Below are 25361 nucleotides of genomic sequence, written 5' to 3'. Positions count from 1 at the left end.
TGCTTGAGCAGCGAAGGGAAACGGAAGTGGTTCAACACCCAATGGATATCAAGTTCACCAACCGGCTGTCCTATAAACAGGCCCGGCTCACCGTGCTGGTCGGTTTCATTCTGGGCACGCTGCTCAGTCTGGTGCAGATCGGCATCGATTATGCCAGCGAAGACGCTTCCATCAACCGTGAAATCCTGTCTTTGCTGGAAATCAGCCACAACCCCGCCTCGCGCATTGCCTACAACATCGACGCTGAACTCGCACAGGAACTGTCGCTTGGATTATTACGCTCACCGGCAATCATCGGCGCGCACCTGACCGACAACAACGGCAATGTACTGGCCAGCGTCAAGCGCCCGGGCCTGCAGAGCGGTTATCGCCTGATCAGCGACTCGCTGTTCGGCGCCAACCGCCAGTTCGAAGACCGTTTATACCTCGACCACTTGCCAAACGAATCCCTCGGCACCCTGCGCCTCGACGTCGACACCTACTCCTTCGGCAGCCGTTTCCTGCGTCGTGCTGAAGTGACCCTGCTCAACGGCTTTGCTCGCAGCCTGCTGCTGACCGGCATTCTGCTGGCGTTGTTTTACGTGATGCTGACCAAACCCTTGGTGCGAGTGATCCGTGAACTCAGCAGCCGCGACCCGCGCAGCGCCGAACCGACCTTGCTGGAATACCCGGCCGGGCACGAAAACGACGAGATCGGCGTGCTGGTCAAAGTGGCTAATCAACAATTCGAAAACATCGCGACTGAAATTCAACAACGGCGCACCGCTGAAAACCGCCTGACCGATTACCTCGGGCAACTGGAAAATATTGTTTCCGCGCGTACAGCCGAGCTCAAGGCGATCAATGCCCGACTCAGCCAATCCAATCAGGAGCTGGAAGTTGCGCGCAGCACGGCGCTGGACATGGCCGAAGCGCGGTCGGCCTTCCTCGCCAACATGAGCCACGAAATCCGCACGCCTTTGAACGGCTTGCTGGGCATGATCGCACTGTCACTCGACAGTCCGTTGAATGCCGAACAACAGCAACAACTGTCGATCGCACATGACTCAGGCAAAGTGCTGGTCGAATTGCTTAACGACATTCTCGATCTGTCCAAATTCGATGCCGGTCAGCTCGAACTCGAGCACATCCCGTTCGACCTCGGCGTGCTGATCGAGGACACCGCCAACCTGCTCTCGCAGAATGCCGCGCCCAGCGTCGAACTGACCTGCCTGATTGAACCGGCATTTCCGGCGCTGGTGCTGGGCGACCCGACGCGCGTGCGGCAAATCGTCAGCAACCTGTTGTCGAATGCGCTGAAATTTACCCGTTTCGGCCGCGTCGATGTGCGTTTGTCGGTATTCGAAGGCGGCGTCAGGATTGAGGTGTGCGACACCGGTATCGGTATTCCTCAGGATGCCCAAGTGAAGATATTTCAGCCATTCACCCAGGCGGGCGCGGGCATTACCCGGCAGTTTGGCGGTACCGGGCTGGGGCTGGCGCTGACTTACAACCTGTGTGAAGCGATGCGCGGGCGGCTGACCATCAGCTCGGAAGCGGGGTTTGGCAGCCAGTTCTGTGCCGACCTGCCGCTGCCCTGCCATACCCGCGCACTGCCGCCGGCGACGTTACGCGGTAAAGTCGTCGCGATTACCACGGCCAGCAGCGGTCTGGCGGAACTGCTGAACAGTTTGCTACCAGGCTGGGGAGTCGATTACGTGCAGCGCACGATCGACGATTCGATGATCGGTCTGAACCCTGACGTGGTCATTACCGACTGTCCCGAATGCCTGTTTGGTCTGCGCCCGACCTGCAGCGCGCCAATTCTGCTGGTGACTGCTTATGGCAGCTTCCTGCCCAGCGAAGAAGCCAGTGCGCTGGCGCCCTTGCAACAGCAGGCACGCCCTCTGGCCCGCAACGCACTGTGCCAGACGCTGCGGCGAATCCTGCAACCGGAAACCAACACCCTCAACGACGCCCGGCTGGAGGCATTGTCGCCGCTGCGGCGTGGTCGGGTGCTGTTGGTGGAGGACAACCCGGTCAATCAGTTGGTCGCCAAAGGCATGCTGGGAAAACTCGGTTGCGAGGTGATCGTCGCTGCGCATGGCGGCGAGGCGCTGGATCAGCTTGAAAGCAGCGAATTCGATCTGGTGCTGATGGACTGCAACATGCCGGTGATGGACGGCTACGAGGCCAGCCGGCAAATCCGTCGCAGCGGGCGCTGGCCGCAATTGCCGATCGTTGCGCTGACCGCCAACGCCATGTCCGAAGAACGCGAACGTTGCCGTGCAGCCGGCATGAGTGACTATCTGGCCAAGCCTTTTCGCCGGGAAGAACTGGCCGCCGTGCTGGACCTGTGGATGCCGGCTACGACAATGCCCTGATCTGCCCCAGCAGGTGATCAAGTCCGCCACGTAATTCATTCAGCCGATCCAGATCCACCCCGCTGTCGCACAACAGGCGAGCCTTGAGTGGGCCGACCTGTTCGCGCAAGGCTTTGCCAGCAGGTGTCAGGCTCAGGTGCATTTCGCGTTCATCCCGTGTTGAGCGCTGACGCTGCACCAGTTGCAGTTGCTCAAGGCGTTTAAGCAGCGGCGTCAACGTCCCGGAATCCAGTGCCAGACGTTCGCCCAAGGCCTTGACCGTCGGCTGGCCTGGCGCTGCTTCCTGCCATTCCCACAACACCAGCATCGCCAGATACTGCGGATAAGTCAGGCCGAGCTGATCGAGCATCGGCTTGTAGGCTCGAATCACCGCCCGCGAAGCCGCGTACAGCTTGAAACACAGTTGACTGTCGAGCTTGAGGGAATCGGGAGGCAGGCTGTTCATTTGAGCAGGGCTTCAATCTCGCGGCTCAGATCTTGCGGTTTGGTGGCCGGAGCAAAGCGCTTGACCAGTTGACCGTCCTTGCCGATCAGGAACTTGGTGAAATTCCATTTGATGCCCTGGGAGCCCAACACGCCCGGTGCACGCTTTTTCAACTGGACGAACAGCGGATGCGCGCCTGCGCCATTGACCTCGATCTTCTTGAACAGCGGGAAACTGACGCCGAAATTCAACTCGCAGAACTCCGAAATCGCCCCTTCATTGCCCGGCTCCTGCTTGCCGAACTGGTTGCAGGGAAAGCCCAGCACGACCAGACCTTGATCCTTGTAGGTTTGCCAGAGCTGTTCGAGGCCTTTGTATTGAGGGGTGAAGCCGCATTTACTGGCGGTGTTGACGACCAACACGGCCTTGCCGGCGAAATCCGCCAGGGTCTTTTGCTCACCGGTGATGGTGGTGCAGGGAATGCTCAGCAGATTATCGCTCATGGCTTGGGCCTTGAAGGAAGGAAGAGCGGACAAACATAGCGAGCAATTGAATTGTGTGCAATTTAATATTCGTAGACCACATCCGCTATTCACCGTAGGAGCCGGCTTGCTGGCGATAGCGCCGTGTCAGTCAATACCTTTATGACTGTTCTACAGCTATCGCCAGCAAGCCGGCTCCTACGGTTCCAGGCGATCAGTCGCGCGGTACCAGGTCCAGGCACACCGAGTTGATGCAATAACGCAGGCCGGTCGGCGGCGGACCATCCGGGAACACATGGCCCAGGTGCGCGTCACACTTGCCGCAGACCACTTCGGTGCGGATCATGCCGTGACTGACATCGCGAATCTCGACCATCGCGCTCTCGCCAATTGGCGCGTAGAAGCTTGGCCAGCCGCAGCCGGAATCAAATTTGGTATTCGAATCGAACAGCGGCTCATTGCAGCAGATGCAGTGATATACGCCCTCGGTCTTGGTGTCGTTGTATTTACCGGAAAAAGGCCGCTCGGTGCCTTTCAGGCGGCAAACGTTGTATTGCTCCGGATCGAGCATGGCGCGCCATTCGTCCAGGGTTTTTTCCAACTTTTCCATCGTCACACCTCAGCAGCTGAAAAAGCCCGATCTGTACCTTTTCCACGGATCGGTCGGCACGTATGATTGCGCCTCGTCAAACGCCAGTCTGGCAGCCAGACCACGCGCATTCAAACGGATTTATGGTGCTGCACGCTCAAGGCGTCAGGCCTGTGTGAATTCGCAGGATTCCCAGTACGGTAGTTCATACACCGCCTGGATCGTTCATTTTCAGGAACACATCGCCATGCAGGTCAGCAAATCGAACAAGCTCGCCAACGTCTGCTACGACATTCGCGGGCCAGTGCTCAAGCACGCCAAACGCCTGGAAGAGGAAGGTCATCGCATCCTCAAGCTGAACATCGGCAACCCGGCACCCTTTGGTTTCGAAGCGCCGGATGAAATCCTTCAGGACGTGATCCGCAACCTGCCGACTGCCCAGGGTTACAGCGATTCCAAAGGCCTCTTCAGTGCGCGCAAAGCGGTCATGCAGTATTACCAGCAGAAGCAGGTGGAAGGTGTCGGCATCGAAGACATCTACTTGGGCAACGGCGTTTCCGAACTGATCGTGATGTCGATGCAGGCCTTGCTCAATAACGGCGACGAAGTGCTGGTACCCGCGCCTGATTATCCTCTGTGGACCGCCGCCGTCAGTCTGTCGGGCGGCAATCCGGTGCATTACCTGTGCGACGAGCAGGCCAACTGGTGGCCGGACCTGGCCGACATCAAGGCCAAAATTACCCCGAACACCAAGGCACTGGTGATCATCAACCCGAACAACCCGACCGGCGCGGTGTACTCCAAAGAAGTGCTGCTGGGCATGCTCGAACTGGCCCGCCAGCACAACCTGGTGGTCTTTTCCGACGAGATCTACGACAAGATTCTCTACGACGACGCTGTGCACATCTGCACCGCATCACTGGCGCCGGACCTGCTGTGCCTGACGTTCAATGGTCTGTCCAAATCCTACCGTGTGGCCGGTTTCCGTTCTGGCTGGATCGCCATCTCCGGTCCGAAACATCATGCGCAAAGCTACATCGAAGGCATCGACATGCTGGCCAACATGCGTCTATGCGCGAACGTGCCGAGCCAGCATGCCATCCAGACCGCCCTCGGCGGTTATCAGAGCATCAATGATCTGGTGCTGCCGCAAGGGCGACTGCTGGAACAACGCAATCGTACCTGGGAGCTGCTCAACGATATTCCGGGCGTGAGCTGCGTCAAGCCGATGGGCGCGCTGTACGCGTTCCCGCGGATCGATCCGAAAGTCTGCCCGATTCACAACGACGAAAAGTTCGTGCTCGACCTGCTGTTATCCGAGAAGCTGCTTGTCGTGCAGGGCACCGCGTTCAACTGGCCGTGGCCGGACCACTTCCGTGTGGTGACGCTGCCGCGCGTGGACGATCTGGACATGGCCATCGGCCGCATCGGCAACTTCCTCAAGTCCTACCGCCAGTAAGGCGTTCGATCCTGGCGCGACTTGTCTAAAAAGTCGCTCCAGGATTGATTCAGCAACATATCTTTGCACCCTGACGGACTTCGCAACGCCGGCTACATGCGATTGGCCTGTTTTGCGCTTGCGCGTAACAATTACGGGGGCTGCATGGCAAACTGCCAGACGAACATATTGCTCACAGCCGTCGGAAATGCCCTTCAAGGCGCGGTACTTTCGCTGTAGGACACAGTTTGAAATAGTCACCCGGTTGAATAGCCCGGTGCAGCACCTTATATACCCCGCAGTAAGCTACATCTTTAGCATGAGGAGATTTCTACAACCATGATGCGCATCCTGCTGTTTTTGGCCACTAACCTTGCGGTCGTGCTGATTGCCAGCATCACCCTGAGCCTCTTCGGCTTCAACGGGTTCATGGCGGCCAACGGGGTTGATCTCAACCTCAATCAGCTGCTGATTTTCTGTGCTGTCTTTGGTTTCGCCGGTTCGCTGTTCTCGCTGTTCATCTCCAAGTGGATGGCGAAGATGAGCACCAGCACCCAGATCATTACCCAGCCGCGCACACGTCACGAGCAATGGCTGCTGCAAACGGTCGAGCAATTGTCCCGGGAAGCCGGGATCAAGATGCCGGAAGTCGGGATTTTCCCGGCCTACGAGGCCAACGCCTTCGCCACCGGCTGGAACAAGAACGACGCACTGGTCGCGGTCAGCCAAGGCCTGCTCGAGCGCTTCTCGCCGGACGAAGTCAAGGCTGTTCTGGCCCATGAAATCGGCCACGTGGCGAATGGCGACATGGTCACGCTGGCGTTGATCCAGGGCGTGGTGAACACCTTTGTGATGTTCTTCGCGCGGATCATCGGCAACTTCGTCGACAAGGTGATTTTCAAAAACGAAGGCGGCCAGGGCATCGCTTATTATGTGGCGACCATCTTCGCCGAACTGGTGCTGGGCATTCTGGCCAGCTCCATCGTCATGTGGTTCTCGCGCAAACGTGAGTTCCGTGCCGACGAAGCCGGTGCACGTCTGGCTGGTACCAACGCGATGATTGGCGCACTGCAACGCCTTCGCGCCGAACAGGGCTTGCCGGTGCACATGCCTGACACCCTGAACGCTTTTGGCATCAACGGTGGCATCAAACAGGGCTTCGCTCGCATGTTCATGAGCCACCCCCCACTGGAAGAACGCATCGACGCACTGCGTCGTCGCGGCTGACAGGCTCGGCAATAACGAAAAAGGCCCGCAGCGATGCGGGCCTTTTTTTGTTTCGAATTTAGCAGTCAGATTGAGCTAGCGGCTGGAGATCCTGTAAACCCGTTCCTCAAGGCGTGTGACGCCGTTTTCGACAAACTTGGAGCTCTCGCTCAGCACGTCCTGATCCTCCAGAATCTTCAGCGACCAGAACCCGGCGAACAGCCCCTGCACTTCGTCATCAAGCACCGCAAACGGCGGGCCGTCCATCTGCGCCTGGTCGTAATCCAGGGTAATCAGAAGACCCGACGACTCCCTTGGCATGATCCGGTTGAGATGAGCAGCGTATTGCTGGCGCATTGCCGGTGGCAGCGCAATGAGCGCAGCGCGGTCGTAGAGCGCCGTGCAATCCGCGACGTCGCCTGCAGTCAACTCGAAGAAATCACCGCACCACAGCTCGATCGAGCCCGCGCGGTAAACCTTGAATGGCCCCTGCTCACTAACGTTCGGGTCGAAATGATGCTCGCTGAAGAAATCTTCGACAGCTTTCTCAGACAGTTCAATCCCCAGGACTTCATGTCCCTGACGCGCCAGCCACAACAAATTCAGACTTTTCCCACACAGCGGCACCAGCACGCGCGCGCCTTCTTCCAGCGCCAACTGCGGCCAGAACCGCTGGAGATAAGGATTCACTTCCGGCAGATGGAAGCCGATCTGATTCGACTGCCACCGCTTGTGCCAAAACTCCGGCTGCATAAATAACCCCAAATTTTCGATCAAATCACCCTAAAACTTATATTAGATTTAGATCAATGATCTGACTGAAGATGCTGCCATCTTAACCTTCAGGAGCTTGTTTATGTTCCCTAGCCTGTATATCTCTCATGGTTCGCCGATGCTGGCCCTCGAACCCGGCGCCAGCGGACCTGCCCTGGCGCGCCTGGCGGGCGAGCTGGAAAAACCGAAGGCGATCGTCATTGTTTCCGCGCATTGGGAAAGCAATGAGTTGATGGTCAGCGGCAATCCGCAGCCGGAAACCTGGCATGACTTTGGTGGCTTTCCGCAGGCCTTGTTCCAGGTGCAATACCCGGCACCGGGCGATCCTCAGCTGGCGACTGAGATCGCCGGCCTGTTGAACAGCAATGATCTGCCCGCGCGCATCGACACCCGTCGGCCGTTCGACCATGGCGTCTGGGTGCCGCTGTCATTGATGTATCCACACGCTGACATTCCCGTGGTGCAAGTTTCGCTGCCGACCCATGGCGGCCCTGCCCTGCAAACCTGTGTCGGCCGGGCCCTGTCCAGCCTGCGCGCGCAAGGCGTACTGTTGATCGGCTCCGGCAGCATTACTCACAACCTGCGCGAACTGGACTGGCATGCCGGACCGGAAAGCGTCGAACCCTGGGCCAGAACATTCCGTGACTGGATGATCGAAAAACTCGAAGCCGACGACGAAGCAGCTCTGCACGATTATCGCCAGCAAGCACCCAACGCGGCGCGTAACCACCCAAGTGACGAACATCTGTTGCCGCTATTTTTCGCTCGCGGTGCCGGCGGAGCGTTCAGAACGGTTCACAAGGGTTTCACCATGGGCGCGCTGGGCATGGACATCTACCGCTTCGGATAACGCATGAGGGTTCTGCAGCGCCTAGGTCAAGCCACATCGACGCCAACATGAATCGCATCGTGCCGCCAGAACTCCAGGTCACAATCGATCAGCCGCTCGTGCTGATCGTAGTTGACCCGGGCGATACGCAATCCCGGACTGCCCACCGACACCCGCAACGCTGCCGCCGCATCGACCGACAACGCCGTCGGCACAATTTCGAAACGCACGCGTCCGTAATGCAGTTGATAATGCCGGGCGTACAGTTCGGTGATCGACTGGTTCAAGTCGAATTCCAGAATGCCGGGGAAGAACTTCGGATTCAGATAATGCGCAACGTACAGCACCAGACGCCCATCGATCCGGCGTGCCCTGCAGATCTGGATCACGCTTGATAACGCCGGCAGTTGCAGCCACGCGCAAACCGCCGCTGACGCCGGTTGCAGGCGCGCCGAGATGACTTCGGTGGAAGGCACCCGCCCCTGAGCGGTGACCATCGCGTGAAAATGGCTGCGCTGCATCAGGTTATAAGCCAGGCGCGGCGGCGATACGAACCAGCCCCGACGCTCTTCGCGATAGATATGCCCCTGCGCTTCCAGCTGCAGCAAGGCCTCCCGCACGGTTATTCGCGTGGTGGCGAACAACTCGCTGAGTTTGCGCTCGGCCGGCAACTTGCTGCCGGGCGCCAGCAACCCGTGGTCGAGCTGTTCCTGAAGAACCTGCCCAATGGTTGTTACCGATTTGGTGGTTTCGATGCGCATCGCGTTACCTGTCTGGACTAGACCAGCACTGTTTCGGCGCGGGACAGCCCCGGCCGCACCCACGTTTTCATTCTTGGCAAGCCTAGGCACTGGTCATGACTGGCAGATGACAAAGCCGCTGAACGGTCTCGTTCGGTGCTGCAATATTGTGATCAAGTCCTCTGAGATCAGCCCTTTGCGCATGGTCTACGCTTAAGCCCGGAACCTGAGCACACCACGGCCAGGCGAGACAGCTCGGCGCCGCACGACATCAAAATGTCATCCAGGTCGCCTAGATTGGCTCAGGTATTGCTGACCTAGACCAACACAATCGCAATCGCAGCGTGTAAACGCCCAAAGGAGCTCGGAATGAAACAGCTTTTCCTGGCATCACTGTTAGGCTCGACCATTGCCCTGTGCACCGCCGCCATGGCGGCAGACACCGATCTGAAAACCCTGGAGGCCGCGGCGAAAGCGGAAGGTGAAGTCAACAGTGTCGGCATGCCCGACAACTGGGCGAACTGGAAAGGTACCTGGGATGATCTTGCTAAAAATTACGGCCTGAAACACATCGACACCGACATGAGTTCGGCTCAGGAACTGGCCAAGTTCAAAGCCGAGAAGGACAACGCCTCCGCCGACATCGGCGACGTCGGTGCGGCATTCGGCCCGATCGCAGTCAAGCAGGACGTCTCGCAGCCCTACAAACCAAGTACCTGGGAACAGATCCCGGCCTGGGCCAAGGATAAAGATGGCCATTGGGCGCTGGCCTACACCGGCACCATCGCTTTCATTATCAACAAAAAGTTGCTGCACGGTTCCGAAGCGCCGAAAAGCTGGGCTGACCTCAAGACAGGCAAATACAAAGTGTCCATCGGCGACGTGAGCACTGCGGCCCAAGCGGCCAATGGCGTTCTGGCTGCAGCCCTGGCCAACGGTGGCGATGAGAAAAACATCAAGCCGGCGCTGCTGATGTTTGCCGACATTGCCAAGCAGGGGCGCCTGTCGATGACCGATCCGGTGATCGCGACGCTGGAAAAAGGTGAAATTGAAGTCGGCGTGGTCTGGGATTTCAACGGCCTGAGCTACAAAGCCAAGATGGCCAACCCGGATGACTTCACCGTTGTGATCCCGTCCGACGGCTCGGTGATTTCCGGTTACACCACCATCATCAACAAATACGCCAAGCACCCGAACGCCGCCAAGCTGACTCGCGAGTACATCTTCAGCGACGCTGGCCAGATCAACCTGGCTCGCGGCAATGCGCGTCCTATTCGTGCCGAACACATCAAACTGCCGGACGAGGTCAAAGCTCAATTGCTGCCGAATGAGCAGTACAAGGGTGTAACGCCGATCAAAGACGCCGACGCATGGGAAAAAACCTCCAAGGCCCTTCCGCAGATGTGGCAGGAAGAAGTCATCATCAATATGCAGTAATCCTGCATCGTAGGATGCTGCCGCAGGCTGCGATCTTTTGATCTGATTATCCCGGATTAAAAGATCGCAGCCTGCGGCAGCTCCTACGCCGCTCGCTTTGATATTGGAGTTGCGCCCCTATGAAGCACAACGTCATCCTGGTCGTGCTCGACGGTCTCAACTATGAAGTCGCGCACCATGCCATGGGACACTTGCAGGCTTATGTCGGCGCAGGGCGCGCGGCGCTCTACAAGCTGGAATGCGAACTGCCCGCGTTATCCCGACCGCTTTACGAATGCATACTCACGGGCGTAACGCCGATCGACAGCGGCATCGTCCACAACACTGTTTCGCGCTTGTCCAATCAACGCAGCATCTATCACTACGCCAGCGACGCCGGGCTTAAAACTGCCGCTGCGGCTTATCACTGGGTCAGCGAACTGTATAACCGCTCGCCCTTCGTCGCCGCCCGGGATCGCCACACCGACGATCCGAACCTGCCGATCCAGCACGGCCACTTTTACTGGAACGATCACTACCCGGATTCACACCTGTTCGCCGACGCAGAAAGCTTGCGGCTGCGGCATGCGCCGAACTTCTTGCTGATCCACCCCATGAATATCGACGACGCCGGGCACAAGCACGGCCTCGACAGTGCGCAATACCGCAACAGCGCGCGCTCGGCTGACATCGTCCTGGCCGATTATCTGCAAGGCTGGCTCGATGCTGGCTATCAGGTCCTGGTGACGGCGGATCACGGCATGAACAATGACCGTTCCCATAACGGCTTGCTCGCACAAGAGCGCGAAGTACCACTGTTCGTCCTCGGCGACGCTTTCAGCTTCAACGAAGACGCCGCACCGAAACAAACGGAGATCTGCGGCACCGTCTGCGAACTGCTCGGTGTTCCCCACGACAAACCGGTGTGCCGGGAGCTGCTCAAGTGAACGCCATGACTCGCGGAAAATGGCTTGCCGTACTGTGCCTGGTACCGTTCGCATTGTTCTTCATCGTGTTTCAGATCGCCCCGCTCGCCTGGGTGATGATCAACAGCCTGCAGTCGGAAGAATTCGGCTGGGGCCTGGCCAACTTCACCCGAATCGCCGATTCGAAGTTTTACCTGCAAGCGATCCGGTACAGCCTTGAGATCAGCTTCTGGTCAAGTGTGTTCGGGATCATCATTGCGGTGCTCGGTGCCTATTCGCTGCGGCGGGTCGATTCGAGACTGCGCAACTTCGTCAACGCATTCGCCAACATGACCAGCAATTTCGCCGGAGTGCCGTTGGCCTTCGCTTTCATCATCTTGCTAGGTTTCAATGGCGCTTTCACCATCATGCTCAAGCAGGCGGGGATCATTCAGGACTTCAACCTGTATTCGAAAACCGGGGTGATCATTCTTTACACCTACTTCCAGATCCCGCTCGGCGTGCTGTTGCTGTACCCGGCCTTCGACGCCTTGCGCGAAGACTGGCGCGAATCCGCGGCGTTGCTGGGCGCCAATGGTTGGCAGTTCTGGCGGCATATCGGTCTGCCAGTGCTCACGCCTGCCCTGCTCGGCACTTTCGTGATTCTGCTGGCCAACGCACTCGGTGCCTATGCCACGGTTTACGCGCTGACCACCGGCAACTTCAACGTCCTGCCGATCCGCATCGCCGCCATGGTTTCCGGTGACATTTCCCTCGATCCTAACCTCGCCAGTGCCCTGGCCGTGGTGCTGGTGGCGTTGATGACCCTGGTGACCATCGTCCATCAACTGCTGCTGAAGAGGAGCTACCATGTCTCGCGCTGAACTGGGCCCTGCAGGCATTTATCACCGGGTCGTGGTGTACCTGTTGTTCGCGATTCTGCTGCTGCCATTGCTCGGCACGCTGATCTATTCGATCTCCAGCAGCTGGTCAGCGACCATTCTGCCGAGCGGCTTCACCCTCAAATGGTACCTGGCGCTGTGGGGCGATCCGCGGTTCCTGCATGCCTTCGGGCAGTCGTTGCTGGTCTGTGTCGGCGCTTTGATTCTCTCGGTGGTGCTGATCCTGCCGCTGCTGTTTGTGGTGCATTACCATTTCCCGAAGCTCGATGCGTTGATGAACATCCTGATCCTGTTGCCATTCGCAGTGCCGCCGGTTGTGTCGTCGGTGGGGCTGTTGCAGCTGTATGGCTCCGGGCCATTTGCGATGGTTGGCACGCCCTGGATCCTGATCGGCTGTTATTTCACCATCGCCCTGCCCTTCATGTACCGGGCAATCACCAACAACCTGCAAGCGATCAACTTGCGCGATTTGATGGACGCCGCTCAATTGCTCGGCGCCAGCACCTGGCAAGCCGCGTTCCTGGTGGTGCTGCCCAACCTGCGCAAGGGCTTGATGGTTGCGCTGCTGCTGTCGTTCTCGTTCCTGTTTGGCGAATTCGTGTTCGCCAACATCCTTGTCGGCACGCGCTACGAAACCCTGCAGGTTTACCTCAACAACATGCGCAACAGCAGCGGCCACTTCACCAGTGCCTTGGTGATTTCCTATTTTTTCTTCGTGCTGGTTCTGACCTGGGCGGCCAACATCTTGAACAAGGACAAAAGCGAATGAGCTATGTCAGCGTCCAACACTTGCAGAAAAGCTACGCGGGCACGGCGGTGTTCAGTGACATCAATTGCGAGATTCACAAAGGTGAGTTCGTCACACTGCTGGGCCCGTCCGGTTGCGGCAAGTCGACACTGTTGCGCTGCATCGCCGGACTGACCCCAGTGGATGGCGGACAGATTCTGCTCGAAGGCAATGATTTGGTCCCCCTGAGCCCGCAGAAACGCGGAATCGGCATGGTCTTTCAAAGTTATGCGCTGTTCCCCAACATGACCGTCGAACAAAACGTCGCCTTCGGCTTGCGCATGCAGAAAGTCAACGCCGACGACAGTCACAAGCGCGTTGCCGAGGTATTGAAACTGGTCGAGCTCAATGACTTCGCCGCTCGCTACCCACATCAATTGTCTGGTGGCCAATGCCAACGAGTCGCCCTCGCCCGCTCGCTGGTCACCCGCCCGCGCCTGTTGTTGCTGGATGAGCCACTGTCGGCGCTGGATGCACGGATTCGCAAGCATCTGCGCGAACAGATTCGTCAGATCCAGCGTGAATTGGGCCTGACCACGATATTCGTCACACACGATCAGGAAGAAGCGCTGACTATGTCTGACCGGATATTCCTGATGAATCAGGGAAAAATCGTACAGAGTGGCGACGCCGAGACCCTGTACACGGCACCCGTGGATGTTTTCGCAGCCGGTTTCATCGGCAATTACAATCTGCTGGATGCCGACAGCGCGACAAAACTGCTGCAACGGCCCGTGACCGGGCGCATCGCCATTCGCCCGGAAGCCATCGAGCTGAGCCTCAACGGCGAACTTGATGCCCAAGTGCGCAGCCACAGCCTGCTGGGCAACGTGATTCGCTATCGAATTGAAGCCCGGGGCGTGGAGCTGGTGGTGGATGTGCTGAATCGCTCGGCTGCCGATCTGCATCCTGATGGTCAGCGTCTGGCGCTTTCCATCGATCCGACTGCGCTGTGTGAGGTAGCCTGATGTTTTTGTTGATGATGAAGAGGGAACCGCACTAATGGCCCTGGCAATTTTTGATCTGGATGAGACCCTGATTCACGGCGACTGCGCCACCCTCTGGAGTGAACAGATGGGCCGGCTGGGCTGGGTCGATCCAGAGTCGTTCATGCGCAAGAACAATGAACTGATGGACGCGTATAGCCATGGCAAGTTGCGCATGGAGGAGTACATGGACTTCAGCCTCGAGCCGATGATCGGCAGGACGCCTGAAGAGATCGATCACCTCGTGGAGCCTTGGGTTGAGGATTTCATCGAGCCGATCATATTCAGTGACGCAACCAAAACCATCGCCGCCCATCGCAAGGCCGGCGACCGGATTCTGGTGATCTCGGCATCGGGCACTCATCTGGTGCGACCGATTGCCGATCGGCTGGGTATCGACGAAATTCTGGCCATCGAACTGGAGGTTGCGCATGGGGTGTACAGCGGCAATACGGTCGGAACACTGACTTACCGCGAAGGCAAGATCACGCGCTTGCTGGAATGGCTGGATGCGGAAGAAGAAAACCTGGAAGGCGCGAGTTTTTACTCCGACTCACGCAACGATTTGCCGCTGTTGCTCAAGGTCGATTTCCCACACGTGGTGAACCCGGATCCGACATTGCTCGAGCACGCGAAAAAAGCAGGCTGGCCGATTCATATGTGGAAGTAACACAATATTCCCCTGTGGGAGCGAGCCTGCTCGCGATTTTTTCAGGCGACGTGGTTCAGCTGGGAAACATCGTTATCGTTCATCGCTAGCAGGCTAGCTCCCACAGGTCTGGTGTTGTCAAGGACGCTCGGCAGCACGTGCCGCCCGTCGACAACCACCTCTGCGGCCATCCCGCCCCCGGCCAGCAAGGCGCACACCCGATCCCCGACCTGCCACGAAGAGCCTGCGCCGACCTCGCTGACCACGCCGGAACACTCCAGGCCGAGCGCCTGACTGGCTCCCGGCGGTGGCGGATAAAGCCCGGCCTTCTGTAACAAATCCGCACGATTGAGGCCCGCTGCCGCCACTCAAACGCGAACTTGTCCTACATCACAGGTAGGACTGGGCTCTTGCGCCCATACCACTTGACCTTCCACGCCTTGCAATGCCTTCACAGTGCCTCCATAGTGAGTCTGGACTGAGCCCGTAGCTGTAGCGCCGGGCTTTCTTGCATTATGCGACCGGCCTCAGGGTCAGTACGAAAGCTCGCACAGGCAGTTTTCGCACAGAACCTGAAGGTACCGGCGACTTCAAAGACGGCCTAATATGCGTGATCAATTGTCCCCGCGTCGAATCAGCATGAAGCATTTATTACCCAGCACCGCCCTAGCGCTATTCATTGGTATCGGTCTGCTGCCGATGTCGACCAGTTCGTTTGCAGCCAATAGCTGGGACAAGCTTCAGCCTGATCGCGACGAAGTGATCGCCAGCCTGAATGTCGTCGAATTGCTCAAGCGTCACCATTACAGCAAGCCGCCGCTCGATGACGCGCGCTCCGTGATCATCTACGACAGCTATCTCAAGTTGCTGGATCCGTCGCGCAGCTACTTCATGGCTAGCGACATTGCCGAATTCAACAAGTGGAAGACCCAGTTCGACGACTTCCTCAAGAGCGGCGACCTCAACGCCGGGTTCATCATCTACAAGCGCTATCTGGACCGCGTCAAAGCGCGTCTGGACTTTGCCCTTGCCGAGCTGAACAAAGGCGTCGACAAGATCGATTTCAACACCAAGGAAACCTTGCTGATTGATCGCAAGGACGCCGCCTGGCTCAAATCCACCGCCGACCTCGACGACCTGTGGCGCAAACGCGTCAAGGACGAAGTCCTGCGGATGAAGATTGCCGGCAAGGATTCCAAGCAGATTCAGGAAACCCTGACCAAGCGCTACAAGAACCAACTGGCGCGCCTGGACCAGACTCGCCCGGAAGATATTTTCCAGGCCTACATCAACACCTTCGCCATGTCCTACGACCCGCACACCAATTATCTGTCGCCGGATAACGCGGAGAACTTCGACATCAACATGAGCCTGTCCCTGGAGGGCATTGGCGCTGTGTTGCAGAGCGATAACGATCAAGTGAAAGTCGTGCGTCTGGTGCCTGCCGGCCCGGCCGACAAGACCAAGCAGGTCGCTCCGGCCGACAAGATCATCGGCGTTGCCCAAGGCAGCAAAGAGATGGTCGATGTGGTTGGCTGGCGCCTGGACGAAGTAGTCAAGCTGATCCGCGGCCCCAAAGGCACCGTGGTGCGCCTGGAAGTCATCCCGGCCAGCAATGCGCCGAACGACCAGACCACCAAAATCGTTCCGATCACTCGCGAAGCGGTGAAACTGGAAGATCAGGCGGTGAAGAAGTCTGTCCTCAACCTCAAGCAGGATGGCAAGGATTACAAACTCGGCGTCATCGAGATTCCGGCCTTCTACCTGGACTTCAAGGCGTTCCGTGCTGGCGATCCGGATTACAAGAGCACCACCCGCGACGTCAAGAAACTGCTGACCGAGCTGCAGAAAGAGAAAGTCGACGGCGTGGTCATCGACCTGCGCAACAACGGCGGTGGTTCTCTGCAGGAAGCGACCGAGCTGACCAGTCTTTTCATCGACAAAGGGCCGACCGTGCTCGTGCGTAATGCCGATGGCCGGGTCGACGTGCTGGAGGATGAAAACCCGGGCGCATTCTATAAAGGCCCGATGGCGCTGCTGGTCAACCGCTTGTCCGCCTCGGCTTCGGAGATTTTCGCCGGTGCCATGCAGGATTATCACCGCGCGCTGATCATTGGTGGCCAGACTTTCGGCAAGGGCACCGTGCAGACCATTCAGCCGCTGAACCATGGCGAACTGAAACTGACCCTGGCCAAGTTCTACCGGGTTTCCGGGCAGAGCACCCAACACCAGGGCGTATTGCCGGACATTGATTACCCGTCGATCATCGACACCAAGGAAATCGGTGAAAGCGCACTGCCGGAAGCCATGCCGTGGGACACCATCCGCGCAGCCATCAAACCGGCAGCTGACCCGTTCAAGCCATACCTCACTCAGCTCAAGTCCGAACATGACGTGCGTACCGCCAAGGACGCGGAGTTTGTGTTTATCCGCGACAAACTGGCGCTGGCGCAGAAACTGATGGCGGAAAAAACCGTCAGCCTTAATGAAGCGGACCGTCGTGCGCAACACGCCGACATCGAAGGCAAGCAACTCGCCATGGAAAACCTGCGCCGCAAGGCCAAGGGCGAAGAGCCGCTCAAAGAGCTGAAGAAAGAAGACGAGGATGTGATCGCGGCTGAAGCGGACAAGACCAAGCCGGAAGACGATGCCTACCTGAGCGAGACCGGGCGGATTCTACTGGACTATCTGAAACTCAACACCGCAGTGGCCAAACACTAAGATGATGGCAAATTAACGCTGACGCTCTACGGAGCGTCATCATACAGTCATCATTCTGTCGTGAAATGAAGGACTGGGCAGCGCTCTGATCGAGAGGGCTGCCCGGTCCTTTTTTTATCGCCAGAGATTGCCATGACCACTACCGAACAGCTGAGTGCATTGAGTTCAATTCTGGCTCAAAGCGGATTACACAGCCTGTTCCAGCCCATCGTCTGCGTGTCCGAACGCAGAATCGTCGGCTACGAAGCCCTCAGCCGTGGGCCCTCCAATAGCCCGTTGCATTCTCCGGTCGCGCTTTTCGCGGTGGCGCGCCAGGCGGGTCGCCTCAGCGAACTGGAAATCGCCTGCCGTCAAAGCGCCTGCCGGCAGTTCAACGAGCAGCAGCTGCCCGGCAAGCTGTTCCTCAACGTATCTCCGGAATCTTTGCTGGAAACCTCGCATCAACCGGGGCGCACGCTGCAATTGCTGCAGGACTTCGGTATTCCCCCGAGCCAGGTCGTGATCGAGCTGACTGAACAGACACCCACCGACGACTTCCATCTGTTACAAAACGCGCTGCATCACTACCGCGCGATGGGGTTTTCAATTGCGCTGGATGATCTGGGTGCGGGCTATTCGAGCCTGCGCCTATGGTCGGAATTGCGCCCGGATTACGTGAAAATCGATCGACACTTCATCGATGGCATCCATCAGGACGCGCTCAAACGCGAGTTCGTCGGCTCGATTCTGCAGATTGCCAAGGCCTCGCGAGCGCTCGTCATCGCTGAGGGCATTGAGCTGCCGGAAGAGCTCGCGGTGTTGACCGAAATGGGCGTCGATCTGGTTCAAGGGTATTTCCTATGTCGCCCTCAGGAGCAGCCGCCCCGGGACGCGAGAGCCATGCTGCCCAAGCCAGACAGCGCGGCTGTGGCGTTAAACGATGAAGTCAGCGATCTCAGCGCCTTGCTCAACGATCAAACAGCAGTCAGCCGCGATACGCCGACCGCGACCGTGCTGGAAGCGTTCCGCCACCAGGCCAATCTGAACTCGCTGGCGGTGCTGGATGATCAAGGCCACCCCTGCGGCATCGTTCATCGCCATTCGCTCTCTGACGTGCTGCTCAAGCCCTTCGCCACCGACCTGTTCGCCCGCAAGCCGATCAGCCGCCTGATGAACGATGACTTTCTCGCTGTCGAGTTGAGCCAATCGCTGCAGCAAGTCAGCCGATTGATCACCAGCCGCGCCCGTCAGCGCATTGAAGAAGACTTTATCATCACGCTCAACGGCGGCTATCTGGGACTGGGCGGGGTCATCGATGTCCTGAAGCTGATCACCGAACTGAAGATCCAACAGGCTCGCTACGCCAATCCGCTGACCTTGCTGCCAGGGAACGTGCCGATCCAGCAATGCCTCACGCGCGTGCTGCAGCAGCAACGGGAGTCGATCATCTGTTACGTCGACATCGACAGCTTCAAGCCTTTCAACGATATCTACGGCTACGGCCGGGGTGATGAAGTCCTGCTGTGCCTGGCGCAATGCCTGAATGATCGCGTCGATCCGTCCCGCGACTTTGTCGGACACATCGGTGGCGACGATTTTCTGCTGGTGCTCGGGCCGGAAGACTGGCGCAAACGATTGGCTCAGTTGCTGGACGATTTCCAGACGCAGTGCCGCCGCTTCTATCGCAGCGAACACCTAGAGGCAGGTTGCTTCATCGCGCCGAACCGCCAGGGTGTGCGCCAGCAGTTTCCGTTGCTGTCATTGTCGATCGGGGTTGTGCATTTGCATGCCGCTGCGTGCGCTCAACTGGATGCAAGCCTGCTGGCCGAAATGGCGTCGCAAGCCAAGCATCACGCGAAGAATGTGCCGGGCTTCAGTGTGCATGTGATTGATAGCCTGGCGGTAACCGAGGATCAGGAAGAACTGCTGCAGGGTCATCGCTGAATCAGCTTGCTCGAAACTGTACGTTCACTCCGGGCCGCGACTCTCCAGCGCTTTGAGTTTGACCTCCGCCAACGGATGCCCGGCCGCGAAAGCCATCTGCCAAAATCGCGCGGCCTCAGCCGGATCCGGCGCTTTGCTCGCGGTTCCCGCCAAGCTGATTACACCCACCTGATACGCCGCTTTCGCATCCCCTGCCAATGCCGCCAGGCGCAGCAATCGGACGCCTTCCTCACGCGCCCCAAGGCCGACGCCGCGAAAAGTCAGGATGTGCCCGTAGAAACTTTGCGCGCCGACATCCCCCAGGTTTGCCATGCGGGCGAACTGCCCTTCGAGCCAGCTCCAGCCGCGAGGCTGACGCACGAACCACGACCAATGAAACAACCGACGGGCGAGCCAGTATCCGGCACGCGCCTTGAGCCGCAGCATCATTCAGGCTTCTGCCGATTCGGGGTATTCGTATTCAAACACTCGCACCACTTCAGAGGCATGCCAGGAGGCGGCGGCGACGCCGTCGGACGGTCCGGAGAAACGCCCGAGGCGTTCGACGCATTCAAAGAAACCGGTACGCGGCAGACGGCTGGCGCCCTGACTGATCACAAGCGAGCTGCGCAGTGGCTGCTCGGCTTTGGCATCCAGCGCCGCCAGATGTTCCAGCGCCGCCGTAAGCGTCTGCATGGCCGGCGTCGGCAACTGCAGTCGCTCCAGCAAAGCGCGGTAGGTCAACAGATGTCGCTGCCGGCGCGCCTGATCCAGTTCACCGAGCAAACCGTCCCAATGTTGACGACTGATGCGTACGCTCACGATTCATCCCTCCACCCCGGCACCGTCAATTCCCAGGCCAGGCTGCGGCGAATCGCAGCGTCAGGTTGACGCTCGCCACTTTCGATCAAGGCCAGATAAGACGGGCTGATGCCTACCGTGCGGGCGAGCGCCTCGATGGCGATGCCCTTCCCTTCGCGCAAAGTGCGTAGTTGATCCAGACCCGGCAGTATCTGGTCTGGCGCAGCCGCACGGCGTACTGGTGCATCGTGCGGCGGTTGTTCTGTGATTCCTGCAGCTTTCAGCAGAGCCTGATACTGAGCCCATGGCACAACCGCATATTCGGGCTCGCCTTCGCGTGTGATTATCTGAATATCCATGACATCCCCGTAGGACAACGACACTTAGCGAGTCGGCACTTTTCCCTCGAAGTGTAATCCTAACAGCGGCCAAGGTCGCGGGGCGCATCAATAATGCATCGATCCACTAGCGGCTCACTTTTTTCCAGGGCGTTGTAATTGCAGTTGTTCTGGCGTATCGGGCAAGCGCTCGACCACCGCCAGTTTTTCCGGCAACTGGCGCTTACGCCAGGCGCGAAACGCATTGAGCTCATCGTCGAGCACCTTCATCAACCAGGCGAGCACTGCGACGTCATCAAACATGCCGAAAACCGGAATGAAGTCCGGAATGGCGTCCACCGGGCTGAGGAAATACATCAGCCCGGCCACCACCGAGATCATGGTCTTGGGACTGATCGTGCGGTACTCCCCGCGCCAATAGGCCAGGCAGAGAGCTTGCAGCAGGCGCAAGTCGTCCTTGATCTTGCCCAGGCGATTGCCTTGGCTGGCTCCTTTGCTGGCCACGGCAAACAGCAGGGTCGGCAATCGTCCACGGGCTAGCAAACGTCCGGCCAGGGGCAGGAAACGAGCAAAATTCCAGGGCGCTTTCATGATTTCTCCCGCTTGAATGTTATCCACACAAATTGTGGATAACCTTGTGAACAGAGCTACATTTGACGGCTGAAAGCCCCGATTTATAAGGGCTTCGCTCAGATCGGGCGTTTTTTACTCACATAAAAAAACCCAATATTTCATTGACTTGGCGTGCAGGCGCGGCTAGCGCGGGCACCTTCAATGGCTATGACTCCAATGTATGACTTCTGTTCGCTTTGTTTATTTCTGTCAATCACCAGATGCAACAACGCCCCGCATAAGCGAGGCGTTGTTAGCGGAGCGGACGCCGATTACTTGGCAGCGTCGTCCTGTTTTGCCGGATCCTTGATCGCCAGCAGTTCCAGGTCGAATACCAGCACCGAATTGGCCGGGATTGCCGGGCTTGGGCTTTGCGCGCCGTAAGCCAGTTCGCTCGGAATGTACAGCTTGTACTTCTCGCCGACGTGCATCAATTGCAGGCCTTCGACCCAGCCCGGAATCACGCCGCTGACCGGCAGATCGATCGGGCTGCCGCGCTCGACAGAGCTGTCGAAAACGGTGCCGTTGGTCAGAGTGCCGGTGTAGTGGACAGTCACGACGTCAGTAGGCTTTGGCTGGGCGCCATCGGCCTTCTTGACCACTTCATACTGCAAGCCGGAAGCTGTGGTGGTCACACCGGTTTTCTTGGCATTGTCTTCGAGGAATTTCTTGCCGGCGGATGCCGACTCTTCGCTCATCTTGGTCATGCGCTCTTCGGCACGTTTTTGCAGTGCAGCGAAGGCTTCGACCAATTCTTCATCTTTCAGCTTCTGTTCTTTCTTGCCAACGGCATCTTCGATGCCCTGGGCAACGGCTTTGGAGTCCAGGTCATCCATGCCTTCCTGAGCCAGGCTTTTGCCCATGTTCAGGCCAATCCCGTAGGAAGCTTTTTGCGCCGGGGTTTTCAGCTCTACGCTGGTCTGCGAATCACAACCCGCAAGTACCAGGCTAACCAGGGCCACCGCCGCCGCCAACCGATGCTGTTTCATGCTATTTCCTTGTTCATGCGCCAAAAGGGCAATCGAGTAAAGCCGCGAGCTTATCAGGCGGCCACGACCAATGGCTACCGGCATGAGAGCAGGAAATTTCTGATTAGTTCAGGTGTTCAGGTTCATTGGCGGATTGAGACGATGAAGCTTCTGTCATCTTCTTCCGATATGGATCGCCCGCAGACTTCAGGATGGGTTCAAACACCGGAAAAAGCCAAATCGCAGACGGCAAAAAGCCCGCATAAAGCGGGCTTTCTGTGTGGTGACCTGGCGTTCAGCGTTCCAGGTTACCGAATATGGCGCAGCGGACGGGACTCGAACCCGCGACCCCCGGCGTGACAGGCCGGTATTCTAACCGACTGAACTACCGCTGCGCGTAGCGTTGAAAGTAGTGGTGGGTGATGACGGGATCGAACCGCCGACATTCTGCTTGTAAGGCAGACGCTCTCCCAGCTGAGCTAATCACCCTTTACCTTCGTTGCGGGGCGCATTGTGCCACAGATTTTCATAACATGTTGATTTAATTGAAAAATAATTCAAAAAATCTGAAAACTGATAACACGACACATCCTGCAGGAACTTCAGACAGAAAAAAACCCGCAGTGAGCGGGCTTTTCCTTGACGACCCGGCGTTCAGCGTGCCAGATCATCGAATATGGCGCAGCGGACGGGACTCGAACCCGCGACCCCCGGCGTGACAGGCCGGTATTCTAACCGACTGAACTACCGCTGCGCGTAACACTGGAAGCGAATGGTGGGTGATGACGGGATCGAACCGCCGACATTCTGCTTGTAAGGCAGACGCTCTCCCAGCTGAGCTAATCACCCTTCACTTTCGGTGTGGCGCGCATTCTACGGAGCGACCTCTGCTCTGGCAAGCACTTTCTAAAATAATTTTCTCAGGCCTTCCAAAGGCTTAGAGAAGGGTTGGCCTATGGCGCCACGAAGAGAATAATGCCCCCCTTTGTTAAAGGAGAGACCCGCCCCATGTGGTTCAAAAACCTGCTTATCTATCGCCTGACCCAAGATCTGCCTTTTGATGCCGAGGCGTTGGAAACTGCACTGGCGACCAAAGTTGCGCGTCCTTGTGCAAGCCAGGAGTTGACCACTTACGGTTTCGTCGCGCCGTTCGGCAAGGGCGAAGATGCCCCGCTCGTTCACGTCAGTGGTGACTTCCTGCTGATTTCCGCACGCAAGGAAGAACGCATCCTGCCTGGCAGCGTCGTGCGTGACGCGGTGAAGGAAAAGATCGACGAGATCGAAGCCGAGCAAATGCGCAAGGTCTATAAAAAGGAACGCGATCAGATCAAGGATGAAATCATCCAGGCCTTCCTGCCCCGCGCGTTTATCCGCCGCTCGTCGACCTTCGCCGCGATTGCACCGAAACAGGGTCTGATCCTGGTCAACTCGGCCAGCCCGAAACGTGCCGAAGACCTGCTGTCGACCCTGCGTGAAGTAATCGGCACGCTGCCGGTCCGCCCACTGACGGTAAAAATGTCGCCTACCGCCACCATGACCGAGTGGGTCACCACGCAGAAAGCAGCGGATGATTTCTTCGTGCTCGATGAGTGCGAGCTGCGCGACACTCATGAAGATGGAGGCATTGTGCGCTGCAAGCGTCAGGACCTTACCAGCGAAGAAATCCAGTTGCACCTGAGTACCGGCAAGGTGGTAACTCAGCTGTCACTGGCCTGGCAGGACAAGTTGTCGTTCGTGCTCGATGACAAGATGGTGGTCAAACGCCTCAAGTTCGAAGACTTGCTGCAGGATCAGGCAGAGCAGGACGGCGGCGAAGAAGCCCTGGGCCAGCTCGATGCCAGCTTCACTCTGATGATGCTGACCTTCGGCGATTTCCTGCCGGCACTGGTCGAGGCGCTGGGTGGCGAAGAGATGCCGCAAGGGATCTGAACGCAAATGATCTCGTTATAGGAGCAAGCTTGCTCGCGATGCTGGGTCAGTCAACACCGATTGTCTGATCCTGCATCGCCCGGGTAGCACCAACAAGAATTCCGTCATCATTATAAAAACAGGGATCAGACCATGCGCGCACTGGCTGCACTGAGTCGCTTCGTCGGCAACACTTTCGCTTACTGGGTGCTGCTCTTCGCCGTTCTGGCGTTCCTCAAACCCGAGTGGTTCGTCAGCCTGAAAGTCGCCATCGTGCCGCTGCTGGGCCTGGTGATGTTCGGCATGGGCCTGACCCTCAAACTCGAAGATTTCGCGGAAGTCGCACGCCACCCGTGGCGCGTGGCCCTCGGGGTCATCGCTCAATTCGTGATCATGCCCGGCATGGCATGGTTGCTGTGCCAGGTGTTCAAGCTGCCACCGGAGATTGCCGTCGGGGTCATTCTGGTCGGCTGCTGCCCGAGCGGCACTTCCTCCAACGTGATGACCTGGCTGGCCCGAGGCGACCTCGCACTGGCCGTGGCGATCTCCGCCATCACTACGCTGCTGGCGCCTCTGTTGACCCCGGCGCTGATCTGGCTGCTGGCGTCGGCCTGGTTGCCGGTCTCGTTCCTCGACTTGTTCTGGTCGATTCTGCAGATCGTTCTGCTGCCGATCGTGCTGGGCCTGATCACTCAACGCGTGCTGGGCGCGCACGCACGCTATGCGGTGGAAGTGCTGCCCCTGGTGTCGGTGGTGAGCATCGTGATCATCGTCGCCGCCGTCGTGGCGGCCAGTCAGGCGAAAATTGCCGAATCCGGCCTGCTGATCATGGCGGTGGTGATGCTGCATAACAGCTTCGGTTACCTGCTGGGTTACCTCACCGGCCACCTGTTCAAATTGCCACTGGCGCAGCGCAAGACCCTCGCGCTGGAAGTCGGCATGCAGAACTCCGGCCTCGGTGCCGCACTGGCCAGTGCGCATTTCTCGCCGCTGGCGGCCGTGCCCAGCGCATTGTTCAGTGTCTGGCACAACATCTCCGGCGCCCTGCTCTCAACCTGGTTCCGGCGGATGAGTGAAAAGCAAGACCGCGATTTACTCGCTCGGCAAACGGCAGACTGAATCGGGAGCTTGATCCCCGGGCTAATGATGGGCACTATATTGCGCAACGCGAGGACGACCTCGCGACTCGATCGAGTCATTATCCGGGGACGACCCCGTCAATCGATGGAGGTCTTCCATGTCCTGGATCATTCTGTTTTTTGCCGGCCTGTTCGAAGTGGGCTGGGCTGTCGGACTGAAATATACCGACGGTTTCAGCCGCCCTCTCCCCACTGCATTGACCGTTGGCGCCATGGTGATCAGCCTTGGTTTGCTCGGTCTTGCCATGAAGGAATTACCGCTCGGCACTGCTTACGCCATCTGGACTGGCGTCGGCGCAATCGGTACGGTGATTGCCGGGATCATTCTGTTCGGTGAATCCATGGCGTTTTTCAGACTGGCCAGTGTTGCCTTGATCCTGTGTGGCCTGATCGGCCTGAAGATCAGCACTTGATCAGCATTGGGTAACAAAAAAGCCCGCCGTTCTGTCAGCGCAGAGCGGCGGGCTTTTTTTCCGAGCGTT

Annotated in this window: 25 protein-coding genes, 4 tRNA genes and 1 pseudogene; 15 read left to right on the top strand and 15 right to left on the bottom strand. The window is 58.2% G+C overall.

The genetic code is table 11. The features are described from left to right. Nucleotides 1-41: 41 nt before the first annotated feature. Nucleotides 42-2363, top strand: a complete 2322-nt coding sequence (locus tag DU29_RS0104745) for a hybrid sensor histidine kinase/response regulator (RefSeq protein ID WP_028620679.1) — start codon at nt 42-44, stop codon at nt 2361-2363. Here DU29_RS0104745 and DU29_RS0104740 read toward each other — a convergent pair. From DU29_RS0104740 to msrB, 3 genes are all read right to left on the bottom strand, one after another. After that, entirely contained in the window at nt 2347-2808 is a 462-nt protein-coding gene (locus DU29_RS0104740) for a MarR family winged helix-turn-helix transcriptional regulator (RefSeq protein WP_028620678.1), read from the bottom strand. The genes DU29_RS0104745 and DU29_RS0104740 overlap by 17 nt on opposite strands. Continuing rightward, nucleotides 2805-3290, bottom strand: a complete 486-nt coding sequence (locus tag DU29_RS0104735; RefSeq protein ID WP_028620677.1) for a glutathione peroxidase — start codon at nt 3288-3290, stop codon at nt 2805-2807. The genes DU29_RS0104740 and DU29_RS0104735 overlap by 4 nt, the downstream gene beginning before the upstream one ends. A gap of 193 nt (nt 3291-3483) precedes the next feature. After that, on the bottom strand, nt 3484-3879 hold the full coding sequence (gene msrB / locus DU29_RS0104730) for a peptide-methionine (R)-S-oxide reductase MsrB (RefSeq protein WP_028620676.1): 396 nt from the start codon (nt 3877-3879) through the stop codon (nt 3484-3486). A 226-nt stretch (nt 3880-4105) separates the two neighbouring features. Between msrB and DU29_RS0104725 the strand changes: the two genes are divergently transcribed. After that, nucleotides 4106-5317 carry a pyridoxal phosphate-dependent aminotransferase gene (locus DU29_RS0104725; RefSeq protein WP_008030363.1) on the top strand — a complete coding sequence of 404 codons (1212 nt, stop codon included), beginning with the start codon at nt 4106-4108 and terminating at the stop codon, nt 5315-5317. Between the two features lie 318 nt (nt 5318-5635). After that, nucleotides 5636-6523 (top strand): protease HtpX, encoded by an 888-nt coding sequence (gene htpX, locus DU29_RS0104720; RefSeq protein ID WP_028620675.1) that lies wholly within the window; start codon nt 5636-5638, stop codon nt 6521-6523. 75 nt (nt 6524-6598) lie between these two features. On the opposite strand, the gene DU29_RS0104715 is transcribed toward htpX, so the two are convergent. Then, nucleotides 6599-7255: a thiopurine S-methyltransferase gene (locus DU29_RS0104715; protein WP_028620674.1), complete on the bottom strand. Its 657-nt coding sequence runs from the start codon at nt 7253-7255 to the stop codon at nt 6599-6601. 103 nt (nt 7256-7358) lie between these two features. Between DU29_RS0104715 and DU29_RS0104710 the strand changes: the two genes are divergently transcribed. Then, nucleotides 7359-8126 (top strand): DODA-type extradiol aromatic ring-opening family dioxygenase, encoded by a 768-nt coding sequence (locus DU29_RS0104710; RefSeq protein ID WP_028620673.1) that lies wholly within the window; start codon nt 7359-7361, stop codon nt 8124-8126. A gap of 26 nt (nt 8127-8152) precedes the next feature. On the opposite strand, the gene DU29_RS0104705 is transcribed toward DU29_RS0104710, so the two are convergent. Beyond that, complete coding sequence (locus tag DU29_RS0104705) at nt 8153-8866, bottom strand: UTRA domain-containing protein (protein ID WP_028620672.1); 714 nt, start codon at nt 8864-8866, stop codon at nt 8153-8155. 348 nt (nt 8867-9214) lie between these two features. On the opposite strand from DU29_RS0104705, the gene DU29_RS0104700 reads away from it, so the two are divergent. From DU29_RS0104700 to DU29_RS0104675, 6 genes are all read left to right on the top strand, one after another. Further along, nucleotides 9215-10282, top strand: coding sequence for an ABC transporter substrate-binding protein (locus tag DU29_RS0104700; RefSeq protein ID WP_028620671.1), 1068 nt, complete (start codon nt 9215-9217; stop codon nt 10280-10282). 119 nt (nt 10283-10401) lie between these two features. Beyond that, nucleotides 10402-11208 carry an alkaline phosphatase family protein gene (locus DU29_RS0104695; RefSeq protein WP_028620670.1) on the top strand — a complete coding sequence of 269 codons (807 nt, stop codon included), beginning with the start codon at nt 10402-10404 and terminating at the stop codon, nt 11206-11208. Between the two features lie 5 nt (nt 11209-11213). Then, on the top strand, nt 11214-12050 hold the full coding sequence (locus tag DU29_RS0104690) for an ABC transporter permease (protein WP_161781274.1): 837 nt from the start codon (nt 11214-11216) through the stop codon (nt 12048-12050). Further along, on the top strand, nt 12037-12837 hold the full coding sequence (locus DU29_RS0104685; protein WP_028620668.1) for an ABC transporter permease: 801 nt from the start codon (nt 12037-12039) through the stop codon (nt 12835-12837). The genes DU29_RS0104690 and DU29_RS0104685 overlap by 14 nt, the downstream gene beginning before the upstream one ends. After that, nucleotides 12834-13823 (top strand): ABC transporter ATP-binding protein, encoded by a 990-nt coding sequence (locus tag DU29_RS0104680; RefSeq protein WP_028620667.1) that lies wholly within the window; start codon nt 12834-12836, stop codon nt 13821-13823. The genes DU29_RS0104685 and DU29_RS0104680 overlap by 4 nt, the downstream gene beginning before the upstream one ends. A gap of 34 nt (nt 13824-13857) precedes the next feature. Further along, entirely contained in the window at nt 13858-14511 is a 654-nt protein-coding gene (locus DU29_RS0104675) for an HAD family hydrolase (protein ID WP_028620666.1), read from the top strand. Nucleotides 14512-14600: 89 nt separating this feature from the next. Here the strand turns inward: DU29_RS0104675 and DU29_RS1000000131140 are convergent. Then, a pseudogene (locus DU29_RS1000000131140) lies at nt 14601-14945 on the bottom strand (alcohol dehydrogenase catalytic domain-containing protein); the annotation flags it as partial. 184 nt (nt 14946-15129) lie between these two features. Between DU29_RS1000000131140 and DU29_RS0104665 the strand changes: the two are divergent. Both DU29_RS0104665 and DU29_RS0104660 read left to right on the top strand, forming a co-directional pair. Further along, on the top strand, nt 15130-17211 hold the full coding sequence (locus DU29_RS0104665; RefSeq protein ID WP_161781272.1) for a carboxy terminal-processing peptidase: 2082 nt from the start codon (nt 15130-15132) through the stop codon (nt 17209-17211). 132 nt (nt 17212-17343) lie between these two features. After that, nucleotides 17344-19134: a bifunctional diguanylate cyclase/phosphodiesterase gene (locus DU29_RS0104660; protein WP_028620663.1), complete on the top strand. Its 1791-nt coding sequence runs from the start codon at nt 17344-17346 to the stop codon at nt 19132-19134. A gap of 24 nt (nt 19135-19158) precedes the next feature. Here the strand turns inward: DU29_RS0104660 and DU29_RS0104655 are convergent, their stop codons facing one another. From DU29_RS0104655 to DU29_RS0104615, 9 genes are all read right to left on the bottom strand, one after another. Next, nucleotides 19159-19563 carry a hypothetical protein gene (locus DU29_RS0104655; RefSeq protein WP_028620662.1) on the bottom strand — a complete coding sequence of 135 codons (405 nt, stop codon included), beginning with the start codon at nt 19561-19563 and terminating at the stop codon, nt 19159-19161. Beyond that, a complete protein-coding gene (locus DU29_RS0104650; protein WP_003223109.1) occupies nt 19564-19935 on the bottom strand; it encodes a hypothetical protein in 372 nt (123 codons plus the stop codon). Next, a complete protein-coding gene (locus tag DU29_RS0104645; RefSeq protein ID WP_028620661.1) occupies nt 19932-20273 on the bottom strand; it encodes a helix-turn-helix domain-containing protein in 342 nt (113 codons plus the stop codon). The genes DU29_RS0104650 and DU29_RS0104645 overlap by 4 nt, the downstream gene beginning before the upstream one ends. A 114-nt stretch (nt 20274-20387) precedes the next feature. Beyond that, entirely contained in the window at nt 20388-20843 is a 456-nt protein-coding gene (locus DU29_RS0104640; protein WP_028620660.1) for a YkvA family protein, read from the bottom strand. A gap of 293 nt (nt 20844-21136) precedes the next feature. Continuing rightward, the gene (locus tag DU29_RS0104635; protein WP_028620659.1) at nt 21137-21853 is read right to left on the bottom strand and encodes an FKBP-type peptidyl-prolyl cis-trans isomerase; all 717 of its coding nucleotides are present in this window, start codon (nt 21851-21853) and stop codon (nt 21137-21139) included. A gap of 297 nt (nt 21854-22150) precedes the next feature. Next, nucleotides 22151-22227: transfer RNA gene (locus DU29_RS0104630), tRNA-Asp, on the bottom strand. An 18-nt stretch (nt 22228-22245) separates the two neighbouring features. Next, a tRNA-Val gene (locus DU29_RS0104625) sits at nt 22246-22321 on the bottom strand. 188 nt (nt 22322-22509) lie between these two features. Next, nucleotides 22510-22586, bottom strand: a tRNA-Asp gene (locus DU29_RS0104620). A gap of 19 nt (nt 22587-22605) precedes the next feature. Beyond that, nucleotides 22606-22681 (bottom strand) — tRNA-Val (locus DU29_RS0104615). 159 nt (nt 22682-22840) lie between these two features. Here DU29_RS0104615 and rdgC point away from each other — a divergent pair. The 3 genes from rdgC (at nt 22841) to sugE (ending at nt 25292) form a co-directional block, all read left to right on the top strand. Further along, entirely contained in the window at nt 22841-23761 is a 921-nt protein-coding gene (gene rdgC / locus DU29_RS0104610; protein WP_028620658.1) for a recombination-associated protein RdgC, read from the top strand. A 132-nt stretch (nt 23762-23893) separates the two neighbouring features. Beyond that, nucleotides 23894-24859: a bile acid:sodium symporter family protein gene (locus tag DU29_RS0104605; RefSeq protein WP_028620657.1), complete on the top strand. Its 966-nt coding sequence runs from the start codon at nt 23894-23896 to the stop codon at nt 24857-24859. A gap of 118 nt (nt 24860-24977) precedes the next feature. After that, the gene (gene sugE / locus DU29_RS0104600) at nt 24978-25292 is read left to right on the top strand and encodes a quaternary ammonium compound efflux SMR transporter SugE (protein ID WP_028620656.1); all 315 of its coding nucleotides are present in this window, start codon (nt 24978-24980) and stop codon (nt 25290-25292) included. Nucleotides 25293-25361: the final 69 nt, after the last annotated feature.

It is taken from the genome of Pseudomonas sp. Ant30-3, from assembly GCF_000690905.1.
Taxonomy (GTDB): domain Bacteria; phylum Pseudomonadota; class Gammaproteobacteria; order Pseudomonadales; family Pseudomonadaceae; genus Aquipseudomonas.
The sequence above is the reverse complement of the archived record's forward strand: the minus strand, read 5'-3'. Positions and strand labels throughout refer to the sequence as shown.